Source organism: Arcobacter lacus (assembly GCF_003063295.1).
In the GTDB taxonomy this organism is placed as follows: domain Bacteria; phylum Campylobacterota; class Campylobacteria; order Campylobacterales; family Arcobacteraceae; genus Aliarcobacter; species Aliarcobacter lacus.
On the sequence record NZ_MUXF01000001.1, the window covers coordinates 380,527 to 402,006 of the forward strand.

Sequence of the window (21,480 nt, forward strand, 5' to 3'; positions counted from 1 at the left end):
ATAGTTATAAATAAAATTTATTTATAAATTCATCACTTACATCAATTATTTTTCTTTCTCTTAAAGACTCTATTACCTCTTTTGTACAATCAACATCATCAGGCCATCTTCTTTTAAAGTTATCATGAGCATTTTTATCTGTTGCATCTAAACACATTGTATGACCATCAATAAATAAATCTCTATTTGAATCGATATTATTACAAACTCTCCAAACTAACATATAAGAGTTAGTCACATCATTTTTAGCATTATCTACCATTATTAAAATTTTAATATGCTCAAATAGTGGTTTTAATTCTTCAAAAAGATATTTTTGATTTCTAGTTTTTTCTACACTAATTACACAAATTGGATTTTTTGTATCTTTGAAATATTGTTTTAAATCTTTTACTTCATTTGTAATATTTTGCATTTTTTGAAGTAATTCATCATCTTCTAAAAGTGTAATTCCAAGTTCTTTAACTTCATCACCTGTACAATCAAGTCCAAGTTTTCCACCGATTGCAAATTTTGGAGATGAGTGGTCAAGTGCATCTACAACACCTTTTGAGATTAGCATATCTTCAATATTTATTCTATTTAAAATATATTTTATTATCTCTTCATGTGAAGTCAATTCAGGTGCATCTTCATTTACAAAAATCGCATGTTTAACAAAACTCATCTGCCCTACTCCCCAAAACGCATGCATCATCTGACTTGCATGTCCAGGATATAAAGTTTTTATTTTTGCAATAATTAGATTGTGAAATACTCCATTTTCTGGCATATAATAATCAATCAAATCAGGTGCTGTTGTTTTAAGTAACGGTAAGAAAATTCTTTCAGTTGCAAACCCCATATATTTATCTTCCAAAGGTGGTTTTCCAACAACAGTTGCTAAATATGTAGGATTTTTCTTACTTGTGATTGCCGAAACTTCCATAAATGGATACTCTTCTTCAAGTGTATAATATCCAGTATGATCTCCAAAAGGTCCTTCAATTCTCATTTTTGAAGGGTCAACAAAACCTTCAATAATAAAGTCATTATCTTTTGGAACATAAATATCATTTGTAATTGATTTTACAAGTTGAGCATTTTTATTTTTTACAAAACCATAAAGCATAAGTTCAAAAATTCCTATTGGAAGTGGAGCTTGTCCACACCAAATATACATAGGATCACCTCCTATTCCAATTGATACTGGCATTTTTTTACCAGCTTTTTTGTACTCATGGAAAAAGTGATTTGAATCTTTATGAATTTGCCAATGCATTCCAAGTGTTTGGTCATCATAAACTTGAAGTCTATACATTCCAAGGTTTTTTAATTCACCATTCAAACTTGTCGTATAAACTTGCCCCATTGTTATAAAAGGACCTCCATCTTGTTCCCAAGTTGTAAGTATTGGTAAATCAGAAAGTTTTGCATCTTTCCCAAGTTTTATAACTTCTTGACACTCACCTTTTCCTTTTAATTTTTTAGGAATTGTATTTTTTAAAGCAAATAATTTACCAAAAGTAGAAAGTTTTTCACTAAATGTTGAAGGTGGTTTCATTTTAAGTAAACTTTCTATTTCAGCACCTATTTTATCTCCATCACCAATAAAAAGTTTTACAGCTTTTTCATTACAAAATACATTCATCAATACTGGAATATCAAACTTTTTATTACTTTTTTTATCAACAACATTTGTAAATAATAAAGCTTTTGAATCCTCTTTTTTTACTTCAATATAAGCAATATGTGGGATTTCTAAATAGATATCCAACTCATCATCAATAACTCTAAGTAAATCATTTTTTCTTAATATTTCAATAGCTTCTTTCATATTATCCTCTAAATCTAATTCTTCAGTTAATTAAGTTGAAATCTTATATCATTTTATCGATTAATAATAAATAAGGCTTTTTAATATGATTTATAATTTTGATGAACAAATAAATAGAAAAAATACAAACTGTGCAAAATATGATGGATTAAAAAAATATTTTGGATATGAAGATTTAAATCCTCTTTGGGTTGCTGATATGGATTTTAAAACTCCTTCATTTATAAATGATGCGATTATAAAAGCAGCTTCTAACTCTTTATATGGTTATAGTGTTGATACACCTGAACTTTATGCTTCAATAATTAATTGGCAAAAAAATGAACATAATTGGGAAATTGAACAAAAAGATATTTTTATGATAAATGGTGTAGTTCCAGCTTACAGTGCTTGTATTGAAGCATTCAGTGAAATTGGTGATGAAGTTATTGTTCAAACTCCAATTTATCCACCACTTTTCAAATGTGTTACAGCAAATGAAAGAAAAGTAATTGTAAATGAACTAAAAAAAGATGAAAATGGTTATTACACTATGGATTTAGAAGATTTAGAAAAAAAGATAACTTCTAAAACAAAAATTCTAGCACTTTGTTCTCCTCATAATCCAGTTGGTCGTGTTTGGAGTAAAGAAGAACTTGAAAAATTGGCAAATATTTGTATCAAGCATAATATCACAATAGTTTCAGATGAAATTCACAGTGATATTACTTTTAAAAAATTTACTCCTCTTGCTTCAATTTCAAAAGAGATAGCAAATCAAACAATAACGCTTAATAGTGCTGGAAAAACTTTTAATATAGCTGGACTTAATTGTGCATATGCAATAAGTAAAAATGCAGAAATTTTAGAAAAGTTTAAAAAAGTTGCAATCAAAAGAGAGATAAACTCTATTAACTTTTTTGGTTATGTTTCGACAAAAGCAGCCTATGAAAATGGTTCAGCTTTCGTAAAAGAACTAAAAGCTTATCTTATGAATAATATAATTTTTACAAAAGAATTTTTTGAAAAAAATAGTTTAAATATTGATTTTTTTATCCCCGAAGCAACATATTTATTGTGGTTGGATTTTTCAAAAATAGGACTTTCTCATCTTGCAATAAAGAATACTTTACTTACAAAATCTAAAATTGCTTTAAATGATGGTGTTTCTTTTGGTAGCAATGGAAATAAGTTTTTTAGGTTGAATACAGCTTTGAGTAAAAAGGCTTTAAATATAGCTTTAAATCAATTTGTAAAAAATTTTTCAAAATAGATTTTTATAAAGTATTACCTTTTTTCTCACTATCATTTATAATTACTTTGAATTTGAGGTAAAAACTTTGTTAACTTAAAAAAAAAAGTGTACAATCACCTTACGACTAAATTTTAAGTAGGGAAAAGAAAAATGTCAACGGAATTAATATTAGCTTCCACAATTTTCATTGCAATAGCAATAGTTCTTGCTAGTGTCTTTGTTTTAACAAAATTTATTGGTCCAAGAAATGAAAACTCTGAAATTAAAAACAGTGTTTATGAAAGTGGTATTACAACTCCAATAGGAACTACAAATATCAGATTTTCAATAAAATTTTATTTAGTTGCAATTTCATTTTTACTATTTGACGTAGAGATTATTTTTATGTTTCCATGGGCAATAAATGTTGTAGAATTAGGATATGCTGGATTATTTAAAATGTTTATTTTTATGGGATTATTATTTGCAGGATTAATTTATATTTATAAGAAAAAGGCTTTATCATGGGATTAGGAGTTGAATCAAAATTAGGTGATTCTATTGTTACAACTAGACTTGATCACGCTGTAAATTGGGGAAGATCATATTCTTTATGGCCAATGGCATTTGGAACAGCCTGTTGTGGTATTGAGTTTATGGCAGTTGCTGGTGCAAAATATGATGTTTCTAGATTTGGAGCAGAAGTTGTAAGATTTTCTCCAAGACAAGCTGATTTATTAATCGTTGCTGGAACAATTTCGTATAAGCAAGCACCTATTTTAAAGAAAATTTATGAACAAATGTGTGAACCAAAATGGGTTATCTCTATGGGAGCATGTGCCTGTAGTGGAGGTTTTTATGATAACTATACAACAGTTCAAGGAATTGATGAAATTATTCCTGTTGATGAATATGTAGCAGGTTGCCCTCCTCGTCCTGAAGCTGTTCTTGATGCTATTATGAGAATACAAGAAAAAGCAAAAACAGAATCAATTATAAAAGATAGAGTAAAAGAGTATAAAGGATTTTTAGATGCTTAATTGTGATATGTTAATTGATTCAAAAGAGTTAAAATCAACTATTTCAAAACTGAAAAATGAAGAAAACTACACTATATTATTAGATGTTACTGCTGTTGATTATTTAAAATTTCCTGACGTTACTCCTTCAAGATTTGCAGTTATTTATATTTTAAGAGATTCAACTTTTACAAAAGAAATTACAATAAAATCTTACGTAGATGATAATACTTTAGAAATTGATTCACTTTATGACTTATATGAATCAGCAGACTGGGCAGAAAGAGAAACTTTTGATCAATATGGAATAAAATTTGTTGGTCACCCAAACTTAAAAAGAGTTTTAAATCATCACCAATTTATTGGTCACCCTTTAAGAAAAGATTATAAAATTACAAAAGGTCAAATTTGTACAGAAACTGAAGATTTAATGGACGAAATGGTTCCAAAACTTGAATCTAAAGGTTACAAAAAAGAAGAAATTGATGATTTAATGCTTTTAAATGTTGGTCCATCACACCCAGCAAGTCACGGAACAATTAGAAACTTTGTTGCAATGGAAGGTGAAACAATCACAGCTTGTGTAACAGAAATTGGTTATTTACATAGAGGTTTTGAAAAAGCCTGTGAACATCATACTTATTCACAAATTATTCCTTATACAGACAGATTAAACTACTGTAGTGCGATTTTAAATAACATTGGTTATTCAAAAGCTGTTGAAGAGATGTTAGGAATAGAAATAACTCCAAGAGCAAAAATGATAAGAGTTATAATTGGTGAATTAAGTAGAATTTTGGATCACCTTGTTTGTAATGCTGCAAATATGGTTGACTTAGGTGGACTTACAAACTTCTGGTATCTTTTCTCACCAAGAGATATGGCTTACGATTTATTATCAAAATTAACAGGAGCTAGATTAACTAACACTTATACAAGAATTGGTGGTTTAGAGTTTGATTTATATGATGGATTTGATAAAGACTTAGAAGAAGTTTTAAAAGCAGTTGAAAAAGGTGTTGAAGATGCTTTATCTTTAATTGCTCACAATAGAATATATCATGATAGAACACAAGATGTTGGAGTTATAAAAGCTGATTTTGCTTTAAGAAATGGTATTTCTGGACCAAATTTAAGAGCAGCTGGTGTTGCTTGCGATTTAAGAAAAGACAAACCATATTACGGTTATGAAAATTTTGATTTTGATGTAGTTATAGGAAGTCATGGTGATGTTTATGACAGAATGATGTGTAGATTTGAAGAGATGAGACAATCTACAAAAATTATTAGACAAGCTATGAAAAATCTTCCAGATGGGGCAATCAATGTTTATGCACCAGGTGTTATTCTTCCTTCTAAAAAAGATGTTTATGGAAATATTGAAAGTTTAATGAATCAATTCAAATTAACTTTTGAAGGAATCCAAGTTCCAAAAGGTGAATATTATAGCTTTACTGAAGCTGCAAATGGAGAATTAGGATTTTTCATTGTAAGTGATGGAAGTGGTAGACCATATAAAGTAAAATGTAGACCACCATGTTTTTACTCTTTAGCAGCTTATTCAAAAATTGTTGAGGGAACAATGCTTGCAGATGCTGTTGTTACGATGGCTAGTATGAACTTTATTGCAGGGGAGTTTGATAGATAATGAATAGTTTTAAATATACAAGCGAAAATGAAATAAAATTCCAAGAATACGTATCAAGATATCCTAAAATAGATTCTTGTATGTTGCCTGCACTTTGGTTAGTTCAAGAACAAGAAGGTTGGGTTAGTCCAGAAGCTATGGTATATGTAGCTGATAGATTAGGAAAAACTCCTATTCAAGTATATGAAGTTGCAACTTTTTATACAATGTTTAACTTAAAACCAATAGGAAAATATCATATTGAATTATGTAAAACAGTTTCTTGTATGGTTTGTGGAGCAAAAGAACTTAAACAATATATAAAAGATGTATTAGGTTTAGAATCTGGACAAACAAGTGCTGATGGTTTATTTACATTTACAGAAGTTGAATGTCAAGGTGCTTGTGGTGATGCACCAATGATTGCATTAAATAATGTTTATCATGGAAAACTAACAAAAGAAAAATTAGAAAAAATAATTTGGGAGTGCAAAAATGCTAACTAAAATCGTAAGTAAAAATTTTGATATCCCAAATTCTCATAAATTAGAAGTTGCTCTAGCAAATGGAAGATATTCTTCTATAGATAAGTTGTTTACAATGAAACCTGAAGAAGTAACTGCTGAAGTTACAAAATCAGGACTTAGAGGAAAAGGTGGTGGTGGAGCTGCTTGTGGACCAAAATGGGAACTTATGCCACCAGTTGATGAAAGACCAAGATATTTAATAGTAAATGGGGATGAGAGTGAACCAGGTACTTTTAAAGATAGACAAATTTTCCAATATGATCCGCATATTTTAATAGAAGGAATTATTTGTACTTGCTGGGCAATACAAGCAAATCACGCTTATATTTACATAAGAGGTGAATATAAATTTTTTATAGATAGATTAAATGAAGCTATAAAAGAAGCTTATGAAGCAAAAATTATTGGTGATAAAATCATGGATAAATATGATTTTAAAGTTGATATTACAGTTCATAGAGGTGGTGGAGCTTATATTTGTGGTGAAAAATCAGCACTTATTGAATCTTTAGAAGGTAAAAGAGGTCATCCAAGACTTAAACCACATGGAAAAGAGTGCGAATGGTTCTTTGATAATCCTGCAACTGTAAATAACGTAGAAACTATCTCTTCAGTTCCAAATATTGTTGAGAATGGAGCAGAAGGTTATACAAAATACGGTACAGAAAAATCTCCAGGAACAATGCTTTTTGCTATTTCAGGACCTGTTAAAAATCCAGGTGTTTATGAAATAGCTTATGGAAATAAAATGATAGATTTTCTAAATGTTCTTGGTGGAGGAATGCTTGAAGGGAAAAAACTAAAAGCAATAATTCCAGGAGGTTCATCATGTCCAATTTTAACAGCTTCTGAAGTAGAAAAAGCTGTATTGGACTATGAATCAATGTGGGATATTGGTTCAACTTTAGGTACAGGTGGAATGATAGTAATTGATGAAGATACTTCAATGGTTGATGTAGCAAAAAACATCATTGAATTCTATCACCATGAATCTTGTGGACAATGTACTCCTTGTAGAGAAGGAACTGGTTGGATTGATAAAATTCTAAAAAAAGTTATAGCTGGTGAGGCTTCAGACAAAGATCTGAAAACTATACTAGATGTTTGTGATACTCTAAATGGAAAAACAGTTTGTGTTTTTGCACCAGCAGTAAAAGATATTATTGCAAGTATCGTAAAAAAATTCCCTGAAGAATTTAAAGCATATCTCAAAAACTAATTTAATAAAAAAGGAAAAAAAATGCCAAAAAATACAATGACTTTTACGGATAATAGAAATGGTAAATCTTATGAGTATAATATAGTTGATGGAACTAGAGGACCAAGCGTTGTAGATATTTCTACATTTTATAAAGATTCTGGAATGTTTACTTATGACCCAGGTTACACTTCAACTGCTTCTTGCGAATCAAAAATCACATTTATTGATGGAGAAAACTCTGAACTAAGATACAGAGGTTATGATATTGCTGATCTTGCAGGGAAACACTCATTTTTAGATGTTGCTCACTTATTAATGAACGCAAGATTACCAAATGAAGAAGAGTCAAAAAGTTTTGATTTAGAAATTAGACATAGATCATTTTTAAATGAAGGTATTATTAGATTATTTGATGCTTTACCAGATGGTGCACATCCAATGGCAACTATGGGAGCAGCTACTATGGCATTATCTGCTTTTTATAAAGATCACTTACATTTAGAAGATGAAGATGCATTCAAAATTATGAGAAGAAGAATTTTAGCTAAAATGCCAACTATTGCAGCTATGGCATATAGAAATTCTATTGGTACACCACTAATTTACCCAGATGTTAATAGATATTTTACTGAAAACTTTTTATATATGCTAAGAGCATATCCAGGTGGAAGAATGAAATATTTAGGTGATGGAAAAAATCAAGAAATCACACAAATTGAAGTTGATGCACTTGATGCAATCTTAACTTTACATGCTGATCACGAACAAAATGCTTCAACAACAACAGTTAGAAATGTTGGTTCTACTGAAGCTCACCCTTATGTAGCTATTGCTTCTGGTATCTCGGCTTTATGGGGAAGTGCACACGGTGGAGCTAATGAAAAAGTTATGGATCAATTAAAATTAATTGGTGATATTAAAAATGTTCCAACTTATATTGCAAAAGCAAAAGATAAAAATGATCCATTTAGATTAATGGGATTTGGACACAGAGTTTATAAAAATAGAGATCCAAGAGCTGAAACTTTAAAAGGATTACAAGATAAATTAAGAGAAAAATTAAATCTTGATTCAAAACTTCTTGATATCGCAGCTGCTGTTGAAAAAGCTGCTTTAAGTGACGATTATTTCAAAGAAAGAGGTTTATATCCAAATATCGACTTCTATTCAGGTGTAATTTTAACTGCTTTAAAAATTCCTGTTGAAATGTTTACACCAATCTTTGTTATTGGTAGAACTCCAGGATGGTTAGCTCAATGGTCTGAATTAAAACAAGATCCAAAACATAAAATTGCAAGACCAAGACAATTATATACAGGTAAGTAAAAAAAATTAAACAGAGTGTAAGGGGTATTATTTATGGCTGAAGTTGTTAATATTACAATTAATGGTGTTCAAATGCAGGCTACCAAAGGTAGTTTGCTTATTGATAAATTATTAGATGAAAATATTCATATCCCTCACTTTTGTTATCATCAAGCGTTGGGAAAAGATGGAAATTGTAGAATGTGTATGGTTGAGATTGAAGGTCAAAAAAGACCACAAATCGCTTGTGATACACCTGTGAAAGATGGAATGATAGTAAGAACAAAAGGTCAAAATATTGAAAAAGTTAGACGAGATATTTTAGAACTTGAACTTATAAATCACCCAATTGACTGTCCTACATGTGATCAAGCAGGGGAATGTAAATTACAAGACTACTATATGGAATCAGGATTTTATGATTCAAGAGTAAATCTTCAAGCAAAAAATCATGCAAGAAAAAGAGTAGATCTTGGTTCTAATGTAATGCTAGATCAAGAAAGATGTGTACTTTGTACAAGATGTGTAAGATTCTGTTCAACTATAACAAAAACAAATGAGCTTGGAGTTATAAGTAGAGCAGATCATTCTGTTATTGGAACTTTTCCAGGTCGTCCTTTAAATAATCCGTATGCTATGAATGTTGTTGATTTATGTCCAGTAGGTGCATTAACAAGCAAAGATTTCAGATTTAAACAAAGAGTTTGGTTTTTAGAAAGTTTTGATGCAATCTGTAATGGCTGTTCTAAAGCATGTAATATTTATGTTGATCATCGAAAAGAAAAATATAAAGACGATGTAATTTATAGATTTAGACCTAGAGTAAATAGAGCTATTAATGGTTGGTTTATGTGTGATGAGGGAAGATTATCTTATACAAAAGAGAATGAAAATAGATTTGAAACTCCTCTAATTAACAAAAATGAATCAGATATGAATAGCGTAAATGCTTCTATTTTTAAAGAGTTATCAACAAATAAAAATATTTTAATTTTACTAAGTCCAAGTCTTTCTTATGAAGAGATATTAAATACTAAAAATCTAGCTTCAAAATTAAATATTTCTGTTAGTGGATATTCTCCAAATACAATTGATGAAAATTTTGGAGATGATTATTTAAGAAATAGTGATAGAAGTGCAAATAGAGCTTCATTTAAAGAGTTAGAAATTGATGAAACTAAAGAATTTTTTGAAGAAAAATTAAATAATTCTTCTTTGGTTGTTATAATTGAAAATAGTTATTTTGAAAATAATCTAAAACTTCTTGAAAATAAAAAAGTTATCTCTTTCTTTAGTCATCATTGTTTAACAATTGGTTATTCAAATATAGCCGTTCCTGTTGCATCTTTTTATGAAAAAACTGGAACATATATAAATTGTGATGGAATTAAACAAAAAGTGGTTTCAAAAATGAATAAAAATGAACCAATAAAAACTATAACAACAATAATAGAAGATTTAAAATCAATGATTGAGAAGGGAACTCTATGAGTGATATAATTATAATTCTTGTAAATATTATTCTAGCCGTAGTTCTTGCAGTTGGACTAACTCCTCTTTGGGTTTGGTGGGAAAGAAGAATCTGTGGTTTTATTCAAGATAGAAGTGGTCCAAATAGATGTAATATTGGACCAATGAGATTAGGTGGGCTTATTCAAGCTCTTGCAGATATGCTTAAACTTGTGTTTAAAGAAGATTTCACTCCTTCTCATATAAAACATAAGTTTTTCTTTACAATAGCTCCTGTTATTGTATTTTTATGTTCTTTTTTAACTTTTGCAGTAGTTCCTTATGCAGATGTTTTAGTAATAGATGATAAATCTCATATTATGCAAGCAATTCCAAACCAATTAGGTATTATGTGGTTTATTGCATTTGCAGGACTTAGTGTTTATGGAATAATTTTAGGTGGATATTCATCTGAAAACAAATATGGTCTTCTAGGTTCAATTAGAGCTTCAGCACAAGTTATTTCTTATGAAGCTGCTATGGGATTAGCAATTATTTCTATGATTATCTCTTATGGTTCAATTCATTTAACAGATATGGTAAATGCTCAAAGTGGAACTTATTTAGGAATTATTCCAATGTGGGGAATTTTTATTCAACCACTAGCTGCTATTATCTTTATTGTTTGTTCTTTTGCAGAAACAAATAGAGCTCCTTTTGACTTAGCAGAAGGTGAATCTGAAATTGTTGCAGGTTATCATACAGAGTATAGTGCTATGAAATTTGGTCTTTTCCAAGTTGGAGAATATGCAGCTATGAGTGCATCAAGTGCAATCATTGTAACTTTATTCTTTGGTGGATATCAAATTCCTTGGATGGATACACAAACAATTCAAGCAAATATCAATTACGTAATTTTAGCGATTATTATTTTACTTCCAATTAAAATATTCATCTTTACAAAATGGATGAAAAAGAATAATAAAGCTATCGGTGAAGATAAATCAAGATTAAAAGAGACAAAGATATTAACTGTTTTATTTTGGTCAATTTGTATAATCGTTGTAGGTTTCTTAATCTCTTTTTTAGTTAATGGACTTGGAACAAATGGTGTAAATATAGCAACTGCTGTTATTCAAATTGGAACTTTTTTAATTAAGTTTTTTATGATGGTTTTTGTTTATATGTGGGTTAGATGGACTGTTTTAAGATTTAGATATGATCAATTACAAATGTTGGGTTGGAAAGTTTTAATTCCGTTAGCTCTTTTAAATATCGTAATAACTGCGATTATAGTTGTTGTAGGAAATTAATATGGGAATAAAAGTAGTACAAAGACACGGTAAATCGTTTAAAGATAGATTATATTTACCTGGTATTGCAGGTGGAATGAAAACAACTTTTAAACATTTTGTTAAAAATTTAAAAGATGTAGAAAGTATCAATACTTTACAATATCCAGAAGTTCAACCAACAGATATTACTGATAGATATAGAGGTGTTCATAGACTTACAAAGTTTGATGATGGTAGTGAAAAATGTGTAGCTTGTTTTATGTGTGCAACTGCATGTCCAGCTGAATGTATCTTTATTGAAGCTGAAGAAAGATTCGATGAACACAATGAGAAAAGACCTAAAGAGTTTAAAATCGATTTATTAGAGTGCGTATTCTGTGGATATTGTGTTGAAGCTTGTCCTTGTGATGCGATTAGAATGGATACAGGAATTTTTTCATTTACAGCGTCAAAAAGAGAAGATTTTGTATTAGACAAAAAAGCTTTAATGGCTAATGAAAGATCAAAGGATTTAAAATAATGGTTGATTTAATATTTATTGCTTTAGCATTTTTTGCAATCACTGGTGCTATTGCTATGATTGTATATAAAAATCCAATGTTTAGTGCATTAGGTGTATTAATTACAATGTTAAGTGTTGCAGGTATGTTCGCACTTTTAAATGCAACTTTCTTATTTTTAGTTCAAATTATAGTTTATGCTGGTGCAATTATGACTTTAATTCTTTTTATTTTAATGTTCTTAAATATTAAAGAAGAAGATTTACCACATGAACCAAATAAATATAAGTTAATAGCACTTGGTGCTGTTATTATGATTCCTTTGAATGTTTTAGTTTTAAAAGCAGTTTCAAATCTTCCTGAAAAAGATTTCAATATAGCTCAAGGTGATTTTGGAGATATAAAACCTGTTGGAATAGAACTTTATAATCATTGGATTGTTTCATTTGAATTAATATCAATTTTACTTTTAATTGCACTTGTTGGATCAGTTGTTCTTGCAAAAAAAAGAAAATCTAAAATTATAAGCAAGGAGGACTAATTTATGGTATCACTTACTTCTTATGCCTTTGTTTCAATGATGTTATTCTCAATCGGAGCAATAGGTGTTATAGCAAGAAAAAATATTTTTGTTATATATATGTCAATTGAAATGATGCTAAATGGTATAAACCTATTTTTAATAACATTTGCTAGATATCATTTTAATATTGACCCTCAAATTATTACAGTTATGGTTATTTCAATTGCTGCTGCTGAAGCTGCGATTTTCTTATCAGTAATAATTTTATTATTTAGATCAAAAAAATCTTTAAACACAGATGTATTTACATCTCTAACTCAAGGAGAAAACTAATATGAATACATCTGCTTTAGTTTGGATTATTTTAGCTCCTTTATTTGGTGCTATACTTAATGGTTCATTATATTTCTATCATATTAAAAAAAGTAAAATTTCAGAAAATTATTTTGCTTTAATTGGAACTATTACTCCATTAATTTCATTCTTAATTACTTTAAGTTTATTCCTAAGAATGCTTGAAGAAAAAATCATATTTAAACAACATATTTTTACTTGGTTAAATGTTGATAAATTAAATATTGAAATGGCATTTTTAGGTGATAATTTGTCAATCTTTATGTCTATGTTTGTAACTTTTGTTGGTTGGCTAATTCATATTTATGCAATTGGTTATATGAAAGGTGATGATGGATTTGGTAAGTTCTTTGCTTACTTTAACCTTTTCTTAGCTTCAATGTTAATTCTTGTATTAGCAGATAATCCAATCATTTTATTTATTGGTTGGGAAGGTGTTGGAGTTTGTTCATATCTTTTAATCAAATTTTATTATGGTAGTAAAGACAATGTTATTGCTGCAAACAAAGCATTTATAGTAAACAGAGTTGGTGATTTTGGATTTTTACTTGGTGTTGTAACTTTATTTTTTGCTTTAGGTCAAGTTGATTTATCATTTGGAACTATTGAAGCAAATATAGGAAATACTACAAATAGTTTATTGATTCTTTCAGGATTTTTGCTTTTTGTAGGAGCAATGGGAAAATCAGCTCAAGTTCCACTTTATGTTTGGTTACCTGATGCAATGGCAGGACCAACTCCAATTTCAGCTTTAATTCACGCTGCTACGATGGTAACAGCTGGGGTTTATATGGTTGCAAGATTCCACTTCTTATATGCTGGAATTGAAGAAATTGGATTATTTATAGCTTATGTTGGAGCAATTTCTGCCCTACTTGCTGCAGTTATTGCAACTAAACAAACAGATATCAAAAAAATTCTTGCTTATTCAACAATGAGTCAATTAGGATATATGTTTATTGCTGTTGGTTTAGGTTTTTATTCAACTGGACTGTTCCACGTATTTACACATGCTTTCTTTAAAGCAATGTTATTCATGGGAGCTGGTGGGATTATCATAGCACTTCATCACGAACAAAATATATTTAAAATTGCAAAACATAGAGCAAATCTTCCTATTATTGGATTAACATTCCTAATTGGGGTTATTGCAATTTCTGGAATTCCACCATTCTCTGGATTCTTCTCAAAAGATGCTATTTTAGCAGCAGCTTTCCAAGAAGGAGAATATTTAATTTATGGAATTGCTTTATTTACTGCATTCTTAACAGCATATTATATGTTTAGAATGTATTTCATAGTTTTTGTTGCACCAAATCATCATGATGTTGATTATGTTTATACTTCAAAAACTATCACTTTACCACTTCTAATCTTGGCTATTGGTGCAGTTGGAGCAGGATTCTTAAATCTTCCTTCTATTTTTGGAGGAAATCATTTTGTTGATACTTGGCTTGGACAATTAAATTCAAAAGTTATCCACTTAGATCATTCAACAGAATATATTTTAATGATATTATCTGTTGTTGTTGCAGCTTGTGGTATCTTTGTTGCATATAAAAGATATGCAAATTATGACCTATCAAAAGAAGAAACTGAAACTGGTTTTGTTGGTAGAAAACTTTATGTTGATGAACTTTATGACTTCTTATTTGTTAAATCAGCAAAAGCTATTTCGACATTTATAGATAAAGTTGTTGATGATAAAATAATTGATGCGTTTATTATGAAATCATCAATCTCTTTTGTAAATGTTGGTAAAAAAGTAGCTATGATACAAAATGCAAATGTTAGATTCTATGCTGTGTTTATGCTTATTGGAATGACTTGTATCTTTGTATATTTATATATTACACTAGGATTATAGTATGAGTTCAGATATACTTTCGTTTATTATATTTTTACCTGCTGTTGTTGCATTTGGTTTAATGATAACAACAAGAGATGTTAATACAATTAGAAATATAGCTTTTTTAACAACAACTGTTATTTTAGCTTTAGTTTTAAAAATCTATATTGAATTTGACCCAAATTCTAGTATGCAATTTGTTACAAATGTGTCTTGGATTGAAACTTATGGAATTAACTATTATGTTGGATTAGATGGTTTTTCTCTTACAATTTTAATGATGATTGCTATACTTATTCCTACTTCTTATTTATTATTATGGGAAGGTAAAACTAAAGGATATTGGATAAATATGCTTTTAGTTCAAACAGGAGTTACAGGAAGTTTATTAGCATTAGATGTAGTTTTATTCTATTTCTTCTGGGAAATTATGCTTTTACCAGTTTTTTTACTTATTGGACAATATGGATTTGGTAATAAGGTATTTACAACAATAAAAGTAACTGTTTATACAATGGCTGGATCACTTTTAATGTTAATAGCAATTTTATATCTTGGAGTTGCTTATTATAGTGAATTTGGAACTTGGTCGTTTGCATACGATAAATTAATGACAATTTCAACTCTTGATTATTCTACAAAAGCTTGGTTATTTTTAGCGTTTTTAGCTGCATTTGCAATAAAAATTCCAATTTTCCCATTACATACATGGATTATGGAAACTTATAAAAATGCACCAACAGGAGCAGTATTTTTACTATCTTCTATTATGGCAAAACTTGGAGTTTATGCAATTGTTAGATTTATGATTCCAATTTTCCCTGATATTTATGTAGAGTTTTCAACTTGGTTTGTAGCTATTGGTCTATTTGGATTAATCTATTTTGGAATTGCAGCACTTATGCAAGATGATATCAAAAGAATGTTTGCTTATTCTTCAGCGTCACACCTTAGCTTCATATCAGCAGGTATTTTTTCATTAAATGCTTATGGTATAAATGGTGCTTTATATTTAATAATTGCCCATGCTATTGCAACTGGTGCTTTATTCTTACTTGTAGGATTAATGCAAGAACAAACAGGATTTAAAACAATTAAAGATTTAGGTGGAATTGCTAAAAAAGCTCCTATTTTCACATTTATTTTTGCAGTTATGTTATTTGCAAACGTTGGACTTCCTGGAACAAATGGATTTGTTTCTGAACTTTTAATAATCTTTGGTATATATGAATTTAATGCTTATTTAGGGTATATTTCAGCACTTACAGTAATAATTGGAGCTTCATATATGTTATGGATGTTTCAAAGAGCTATTTTACAAGATAGACCAGAAGGTGCACCTGAACTTACAATGAGAGATTTAAAAATTAAAGAAATTATAGGATTAACTCCTTGGGTTATTTTAGTTTTTGTTATGGGATTTTATCCAGAAATTTTTATGGATAAATTTGAACCAACAGTTACACACTACCTACAAGATATTCTACAAATTGGAGCAGCAAAATGAGTCAATTTTTATATTTAGTACCAACACTTACTATTTTAGTTGGTGCATTAGTGCTTATGTTTATGAGCATGTATGATAAATTTAATATTAAAAATCATATTGTTGTATCTTCAATATTTTTAATTATTGCTTTACTATTTGCACTTAGTAATGTAAATAATTCATTTTCAGTTCAACCATATGAAAGTTTTTTAAATAATGTTTTAACTTTTGATAGTTTTTCAAACTTTTTCAATATTTTATTAATTGCTGGAACTTTATTAACGTTGTTAATTGGGGAACATTATTTCCAAAATAGAAGTTATTTTAAAGGTGAATTTTTCTCAATTTTATTATTTGCTCTATTTGGAATGATGATTTTAGCACAAGCGAATGAACTAATTACAGCATTTATTGCTTTAGAAATTGCATCATTTTCTATTTATATTATGGTTGGTTATAATTCTGATGATTCAAAAAGAGTTGAAGCAATTTTCAAATATTTAGTTTTAGGTTCATTTATTGGAGCTTTCTATCTTTTAGGTATGGTTTTAGTTTATGGAGCAACAACAAGTACAAATTTAGCTGATGTTTCAACATTTATAGCAACTGCAAGTCAACAAGATATGATACTTGTGTACATTGGTTTAACTTTAATTCTGTTTACATTTTTATTTAAAATTGCAGCATTTCCATTCCAATCGTGGCTTCTAGATGTTTATAGAGGTGCTCCTATGATTATTACAGCATACATGGCATCAACATTTAAAATTGCAATTTTTTCATTCTTCTTAAGAGTTATATTAGAGTATATATCTCCAATTATAGATTTCTGGGACACTATACTTTCTGTTATTGTAATTTTAACTTTAGTATTTGGAACTTGGTTAGCAGTAACACAACAAATAGTGAAAAGAATGTTAGCTGCATCTTCAATAGTTCATACAGGATACTTGCTTTTAGCATTTATTGCATTAGGTTATAAAGATGGGCATTTGATAAATATTGACTCAGCATATGCTGTAATGTTTTATTTAATTGCTTATTTATTATCTGCTCTTGGGGCATTTGGATTAACTTCACATATTATTTCAGAAACTAATGTAAAAGTTACATTTGATGATTTTAAAGGTTTAGCAAAACAAAGACCATTTTTAGCAGCTATGATGACAATATTTTTATTATCACTTGCAGGAATTCCTTCTACAATAGGATTTATTGGTAAAATTTATGTATTCACTGAAGCAATTGCTTCAGGTTATACTGTGCTTACAGTTATTGCAATAATCGCGACTATTGTTTCAGTATATTATTATTTTAGACTTATTGCGATGATGTATTTTTATCCTGCAACAAATAATTGTAAAACTGAAGAGTTTGATGATAAAAGAGTTTCAACTTATGCGATAATGTTTGTTGCAATTTTAACTGTTTTAGGTGGAATTGGTTCAGCAATAGTATTTTTCATTCCTGCAATGAATATTGATACTTTAATAAACTTCTCACAAGTAGCAGTACAATCTCTATTTATAAAATAATTGTGTTATAAAGTAACATAATTATTAATACTCATTATTAATAAGATATCTATAAAATCCCCCTTGGGGGATAATTTGTAACTTTTTTGCCTTTTTACACCAAAAAAACTGAAAAAATAGCCTTTCCATTGAAGTAATTTTAAACTTATATTTTGCTATTATTTACGAAATCTAAAATCGTAAGAAAGGATAGCAAATGAGTGACCTAATAGAAGGTTATTTAGGGAAAACGGAAGAAGGGAAGAAAAGTAGACTACCTGCAAAACTTGATTTTATCCAAAGTTTTACAGGTGGTTTCTTAGCTTTATTTATGTGGGCACATATGATGTTAGTTGCTTCAATTTTAGTATCTAATGATTTTATGTATGCAGTTACAAAATTATTAGAAGGTAGCTTTATTTTTGAAGGTGGAAATCCTTTATTAGTTACAATTGTTGCAGTTGTTATATTTACAATTTTTATCGTACATGCTGGTTTAGGAATGAGAAAATTACCTGGTAATTTTAAACAATACCAAGTTATAAAAGCACATGCAAAAAGTATGAACCACGATGATACTAAACTTTGGTTTATTCAAGCATTTACTGGTTTCGCAATGTTCTTTTTGGGTTCTGTTCATTTATATGTAATTATGACAAACTCTGCAGATATTGGTCCATATGAAAGTGCTGATAGAATTTGGTCAGAGTACATGTGGCCTTTATATATTCTTTTATTATTAGCAGTTGAATTCCATGGAACAATTGGTCTTTATAGATTATGTGTAAAATGGGGTTGGTTTGATGGAGAAAATCCAAAAGCAACTAGAAAAGCTCTTAAAAAAGTTAAATGGGTTTTAACAGTATTTTTCTTAGTTTTAGGATTTGCTTCACTTGCTGCTTATATGAAAATAGGTTATGAAAATGCTAAAAATGGAACAGTTGGTCAAAGATATACTCCGACTGCACAAATTATAAATTACAATATAACAAATAAAAGTGTTGGAGGAATCGCATAATGAAAATTAATTACTGTGATGCATTAGTTATTGGTGGAGGATTAGCTGGACTTAGAGCTGCTGTTGCTGCACAAAAAAAAGGATTAAGTACTATAGTTTTATCTTTAGTACCTGTAAAAAGATCTCACTCTGCTGCTGCACAAGGTGGTATGCAAGCGTCTTTAGGTAACTCAAAAATGTCTGATGGTGATAATGAAGATTTACACTTTGCTGATACTGTAAAAGGTTCTGACTGGGGATGTGATCAAGATGTTGCAAGAATGTTTGTACACACTGCACCAAAAGCAATTAGAGAGTTAGCATCATGGGGGGTTCCTTGGTCAAGAGTAAAAGCTGGAACAAGAGAAGCTGTTATTAATGCTAAAAAAACAACAATTACAGAAGATGAAGATAGACATGGATTAATTACATCAAGAGACTTTGGTGGAACTAAAAAATGGAGAACTTGTTATACTGCTGATGCAACTGGACATACAATGCTATTTGGTGTTGCAAATGAAGCTTTAAAACATAACGTTGATATTAGAGATAGAAAAGAAGCTTTATCATTAATTCATGAAAATGGAAGATGTTATGGAGCAATAGTAAGAGATTTAATTACAGGTGAATTAGAAGCTTATGTAGCAAAAGGTACATGTATAGCAACTGGTGGTTATGGAAGAATTTTCAAACAAACTACAAACGCAGTTATTTGTGAAGGAACAGGAGCTGCTATTGCACTTGAAACTGGAATTGCAACATTAGGAAATATGGAAGCGGTTCAATTTCACCCAACTCCAATCGTTCCATCAGGAATTTTATTAACTGAAGGTTGTAGAGGTGATGGAGGAATTTTAAGAGACGTTGATGGTCATAGATTTATGCCTGATTATGAGCCAGAGAAAAAAGAACTTGCATCAAGAGACGTTGTTTCAAGAAGAATGATTGAGCACATTAGAAATGGTAAAGGTGTTCCTTCTCCTTATGGATATCACGTATGGTTAGATATTTCTATTTTAGGTAGAGAGCATATTGAGAAAAACTTAAGAGACGTTCAAGAAATTTGTCAAATCTTTAATGGTATTGATCCAGCTGATGAAGGTCCAAAAGGTTGGGCTCCAGTTCTTCCAATGCAACACTACTCAATGGGTGGTATCAGAACTAAACCAACTGGTGAGTCTCAAAAATTAGCAGGATTATTTGCTTGTGGTGAAGCTGCTTGTTGGGATATGCATGGATTTAATAGACTTGGAGGAAACTCTGTTTCTGAAACAGTTGTTGCTGGTATGATTATTGGTAACTACTTTGCTGATTATTGTTTAGAAAATGATGTTACTATTCCTACTAAAACTGTACAAAAATTCTTAGATGAGCAAGAAGCTTATATCGATGAAATTCTATCTTATAATGGAAATGAAGATATCTTCAAAATAAAAAATAGAATGAAAGAATTAATGGATGAAAAAGTTGGTATCTTTAGAAGTGGAGAACCACTAAAAGAAGCTGTTGAAGAGTTAAAAGACTTATTAGCAAAAACTAAAAAAATCAACATTAAATCAAAAGAAAGATCTGGAAATCCAGAACTTGAAGAAGCATATAGAGTTCCAAAAATGTTAAAAGTAGCACTTTGTGTTGCTAAAGGTGCTAGAGATAGAACTGAATCAAGAGGAGCACATTACAGAGAAGACTATTTAAAAAGAGATGATGCAAATTGGTTAAATAGAACTTTAACATCTTGGCCTTCAAAAGATGCATTAGAACCAGAAATCACTTATGAGCCATTAGACATTATGACTATGGAAATGCCTCCAGCATTTAGAGGATATGGTGCTAAAGGTATGATTATAGAACATGATTTATCAGCAGTTAGACAAGCTCAAGTTGATGAAATAACAGAAAAAATGCAAGCTGAAGGAAAAGATAGACACGAGATTCAACATGCATTAATGCCTTTTGATTTACCAATGAACTACAAAGAGAAAAATGAAAGAGCAGGAGATAAATAATGAGCACACAAAAAGGTAGAGAAATTACAATATCAGTTCTAAAATTTAATCCAAGAAGTAAGGTTTCTAAACCTCACTTCGTTGAGTATAAATTAGAAGAAACTCCAGGGATGACTCTTTTTATTGCATTAACACAAATTAGAGAAAATTTAGATCCTGATTTATCTTTTGACTTTGTATGTAGAGCTGGTATTTGTGGAAGTTGTGGTATGGTTGTAAACGGTAAACCATCACTTGCTTGTAGAACACTTGTTTCAAATTATCCTTCTGGAAAATTACAATTAATGCCTATGCCAGCATTTGAATTAATCAAAGATTTATCTGTAAATACTGGTAAATGGATGGATGGTATGAGTAAAAGAGTTGAATCTTGGATTCATAATGACCACGAAGTTGATATTTCTAAATTAGAAGATAGAATTGATCCAGATGTTGCAAATGATACTTTTGAATTAGATAGATGTATTGAATGTGGTATTTGTGTAGCTTCTTGTGGAACTGCTTTAATGAGACCTAATTTCGTTGGCCCAGTTGGATTAAATAGAGTTGCAAGATTTGATATTGATCCACACGATAAAAGAACTGCAGAAGATTTCTATGAACTAATTGGTGATGATGATGGAATTTTTGGTTGTATGTCATTAATGGCTTGTGAAGATCATTGTCCAAAACATTTACCATTACAAAACAAAATTGCTTACTTAAGAAGAAAATTAGTAGCACTTAGATAAATATTACGAAGGATTTTATCCTTCGTAACTGAAAAAATAGAAAAAGTTAAATATCATATTACTTG

General features: G+C 29.7%; 19 protein-coding genes. 18 read left to right on the forward strand and 1 reads right to left on the reverse strand.

Annotation, left to right across the window (positions count from 1 at the left end; genetic code table 11):
- Nucleotides 1-4 precede the first annotated feature (4 nt).
- Nucleotides 5-1,816: a menaquinone biosynthesis decarboxylase gene (locus B0175_RS01960; RefSeq protein ID WP_108527042.1), complete on the reverse strand. Its 1,812-nt coding sequence runs from the start codon at nt 1,814-1,816 to the stop codon at nt 5-7.
- 85 nt (nt 1,817-1,901) lie between these two features.
- Between B0175_RS01960 and B0175_RS01965 the strand changes: the two genes are divergently transcribed.
- From B0175_RS01965 to B0175_RS02050, 18 genes are all read left to right on the forward strand, one after another.
- Nucleotides 1,902-3,068 (forward strand): MalY/PatB family protein, encoded by a 1,167-nt coding sequence (locus B0175_RS01965; RefSeq protein ID WP_108527043.1) that lies wholly within the window; start codon nt 1,902-1,904, stop codon nt 3,066-3,068.
- Nucleotides 3,069-3,200: 132 nt separating this feature from the next.
- Nucleotides 3,201-3,563, forward strand: coding sequence for an NADH-quinone oxidoreductase subunit A (locus B0175_RS01970; RefSeq protein WP_108527044.1), 363 nt, complete (start codon nt 3,201-3,203; stop codon nt 3,561-3,563).
- Nucleotides 3,554-4,069, forward strand: a complete 516-nt coding sequence (locus B0175_RS01975) for an NADH-quinone oxidoreductase subunit B (protein ID WP_004510372.1) — start codon at nt 3,554-3,556, stop codon at nt 4,067-4,069. The genes B0175_RS01970 and B0175_RS01975 overlap by 10 nt, the downstream gene beginning before the upstream one ends.
- Nucleotides 4,062-5,696: an NADH-quinone oxidoreductase subunit D gene (locus B0175_RS01980; RefSeq protein WP_108527045.1), complete on the forward strand. Its 1,635-nt coding sequence runs from the start codon at nt 4,062-4,064 to the stop codon at nt 5,694-5,696. Before B0175_RS01975 ends, B0175_RS01980 begins: the two co-directional genes overlap by 8 nt.
- Complete coding sequence (locus B0175_RS01985) at nt 5,696-6,181, forward strand: complex I 24 kDa subunit family protein (RefSeq protein WP_004510370.1); 486 nt, start codon at nt 5,696-5,698, stop codon at nt 6,179-6,181. Before B0175_RS01980 ends, B0175_RS01985 begins: the two co-directional genes overlap by 1 nt.
- Complete coding sequence (gene nuoF, locus B0175_RS01990) at nt 6,171-7,421, forward strand: NADH-quinone oxidoreductase subunit NuoF (protein ID WP_108527046.1); 1,251 nt, start codon at nt 6,171-6,173, stop codon at nt 7,419-7,421. The genes B0175_RS01985 and nuoF overlap by 11 nt, the downstream gene beginning before the upstream one ends.
- A gap of 21 nt (nt 7,422-7,442) precedes the next feature.
- Complete coding sequence (locus tag B0175_RS01995; protein ID WP_108527047.1) at nt 7,443-8,729, forward strand: citrate synthase; 1,287 nt, start codon at nt 7,443-7,445, stop codon at nt 8,727-8,729.
- A gap of 33 nt (nt 8,730-8,762) precedes the next feature.
- Nucleotides 8,763-10,199 (forward strand): 2Fe-2S iron-sulfur cluster-binding protein, encoded by a 1,437-nt coding sequence (locus B0175_RS02000; RefSeq protein ID WP_108527048.1) that lies wholly within the window; start codon nt 8,763-8,765, stop codon nt 10,197-10,199.
- Complete coding sequence (locus B0175_RS02005) at nt 10,196-11,470, forward strand: complex I subunit 1/NuoH family protein (RefSeq protein ID WP_108527049.1); 1,275 nt, start codon at nt 10,196-10,198, stop codon at nt 11,468-11,470. Before B0175_RS02000 ends, B0175_RS02005 begins: the two co-directional genes overlap by 4 nt.
- Nucleotide 11,471: 1 nt before the next feature.
- Nucleotides 11,472-11,972: a NuoI/complex I 23 kDa subunit family protein gene (locus B0175_RS02010; protein WP_004510365.1), complete on the forward strand. Its 501-nt coding sequence runs from the start codon at nt 11,472-11,474 to the stop codon at nt 11,970-11,972.
- Nucleotides 11,972-12,493 carry an NADH-quinone oxidoreductase subunit J family protein gene (locus B0175_RS02015; protein ID WP_108527050.1) on the forward strand — a complete coding sequence of 174 codons (522 nt, stop codon included), beginning with the start codon at nt 11,972-11,974 and terminating at the stop codon, nt 12,491-12,493. Before B0175_RS02010 ends, B0175_RS02015 begins: the two co-directional genes overlap by 1 nt.
- 3 nt (nt 12,494-12,496) lie before the next feature.
- Nucleotides 12,497-12,808 carry an NADH-quinone oxidoreductase subunit NuoK gene (gene nuoK, locus B0175_RS02020; protein WP_004510363.1) on the forward strand — a complete coding sequence of 104 codons (312 nt, stop codon included), beginning with the start codon at nt 12,497-12,499 and terminating at the stop codon, nt 12,806-12,808.
- Nucleotide 12,809: 1 nt separating this feature from the next.
- Nucleotides 12,810-14,696, forward strand: a complete 1,887-nt coding sequence (gene nuoL / locus B0175_RS02025; RefSeq protein ID WP_108527051.1) for an NADH-quinone oxidoreductase subunit L — start codon at nt 12,810-12,812, stop codon at nt 14,694-14,696.
- Nucleotide 14,697: 1 nt separating this feature from the next.
- Nucleotides 14,698-16,185, forward strand: a complete 1,488-nt coding sequence (locus B0175_RS02030; RefSeq protein ID WP_108527052.1) for a complex I subunit 4 family protein — start codon at nt 14,698-14,700, stop codon at nt 16,183-16,185.
- Nucleotides 16,182-17,702 carry an NADH-quinone oxidoreductase subunit N gene (locus B0175_RS02035; RefSeq protein ID WP_108527053.1) on the forward strand — a complete coding sequence of 507 codons (1,521 nt, stop codon included), beginning with the start codon at nt 16,182-16,184 and terminating at the stop codon, nt 17,700-17,702. The genes B0175_RS02030 and B0175_RS02035 overlap by 4 nt, the downstream gene beginning before the upstream one ends.
- A 196-nt stretch (nt 17,703-17,898) precedes the next feature.
- A complete protein-coding gene (locus tag B0175_RS02040) occupies nt 17,899-18,699 on the forward strand; it encodes a fumarate reductase cytochrome b subunit (RefSeq protein ID WP_108527054.1) in 801 nt (266 codons plus the stop codon).
- Nucleotides 18,699-20,684, forward strand: a complete 1,986-nt coding sequence (locus B0175_RS02045) for a fumarate reductase flavoprotein subunit (protein WP_108527055.1) — start codon at nt 18,699-18,701, stop codon at nt 20,682-20,684. Before B0175_RS02040 ends, B0175_RS02045 begins: the two co-directional genes overlap by 1 nt.
- Nucleotides 20,684-21,415, forward strand: coding sequence for a fumarate reductase iron-sulfur subunit (locus tag B0175_RS02050; RefSeq protein ID WP_012012144.1), 732 nt, complete (start codon nt 20,684-20,686; stop codon nt 21,413-21,415). The genes B0175_RS02045 and B0175_RS02050 overlap by 1 nt, the downstream gene beginning before the upstream one ends.
- Nucleotides 21,416-21,480 lie beyond the last annotated feature (65 nt).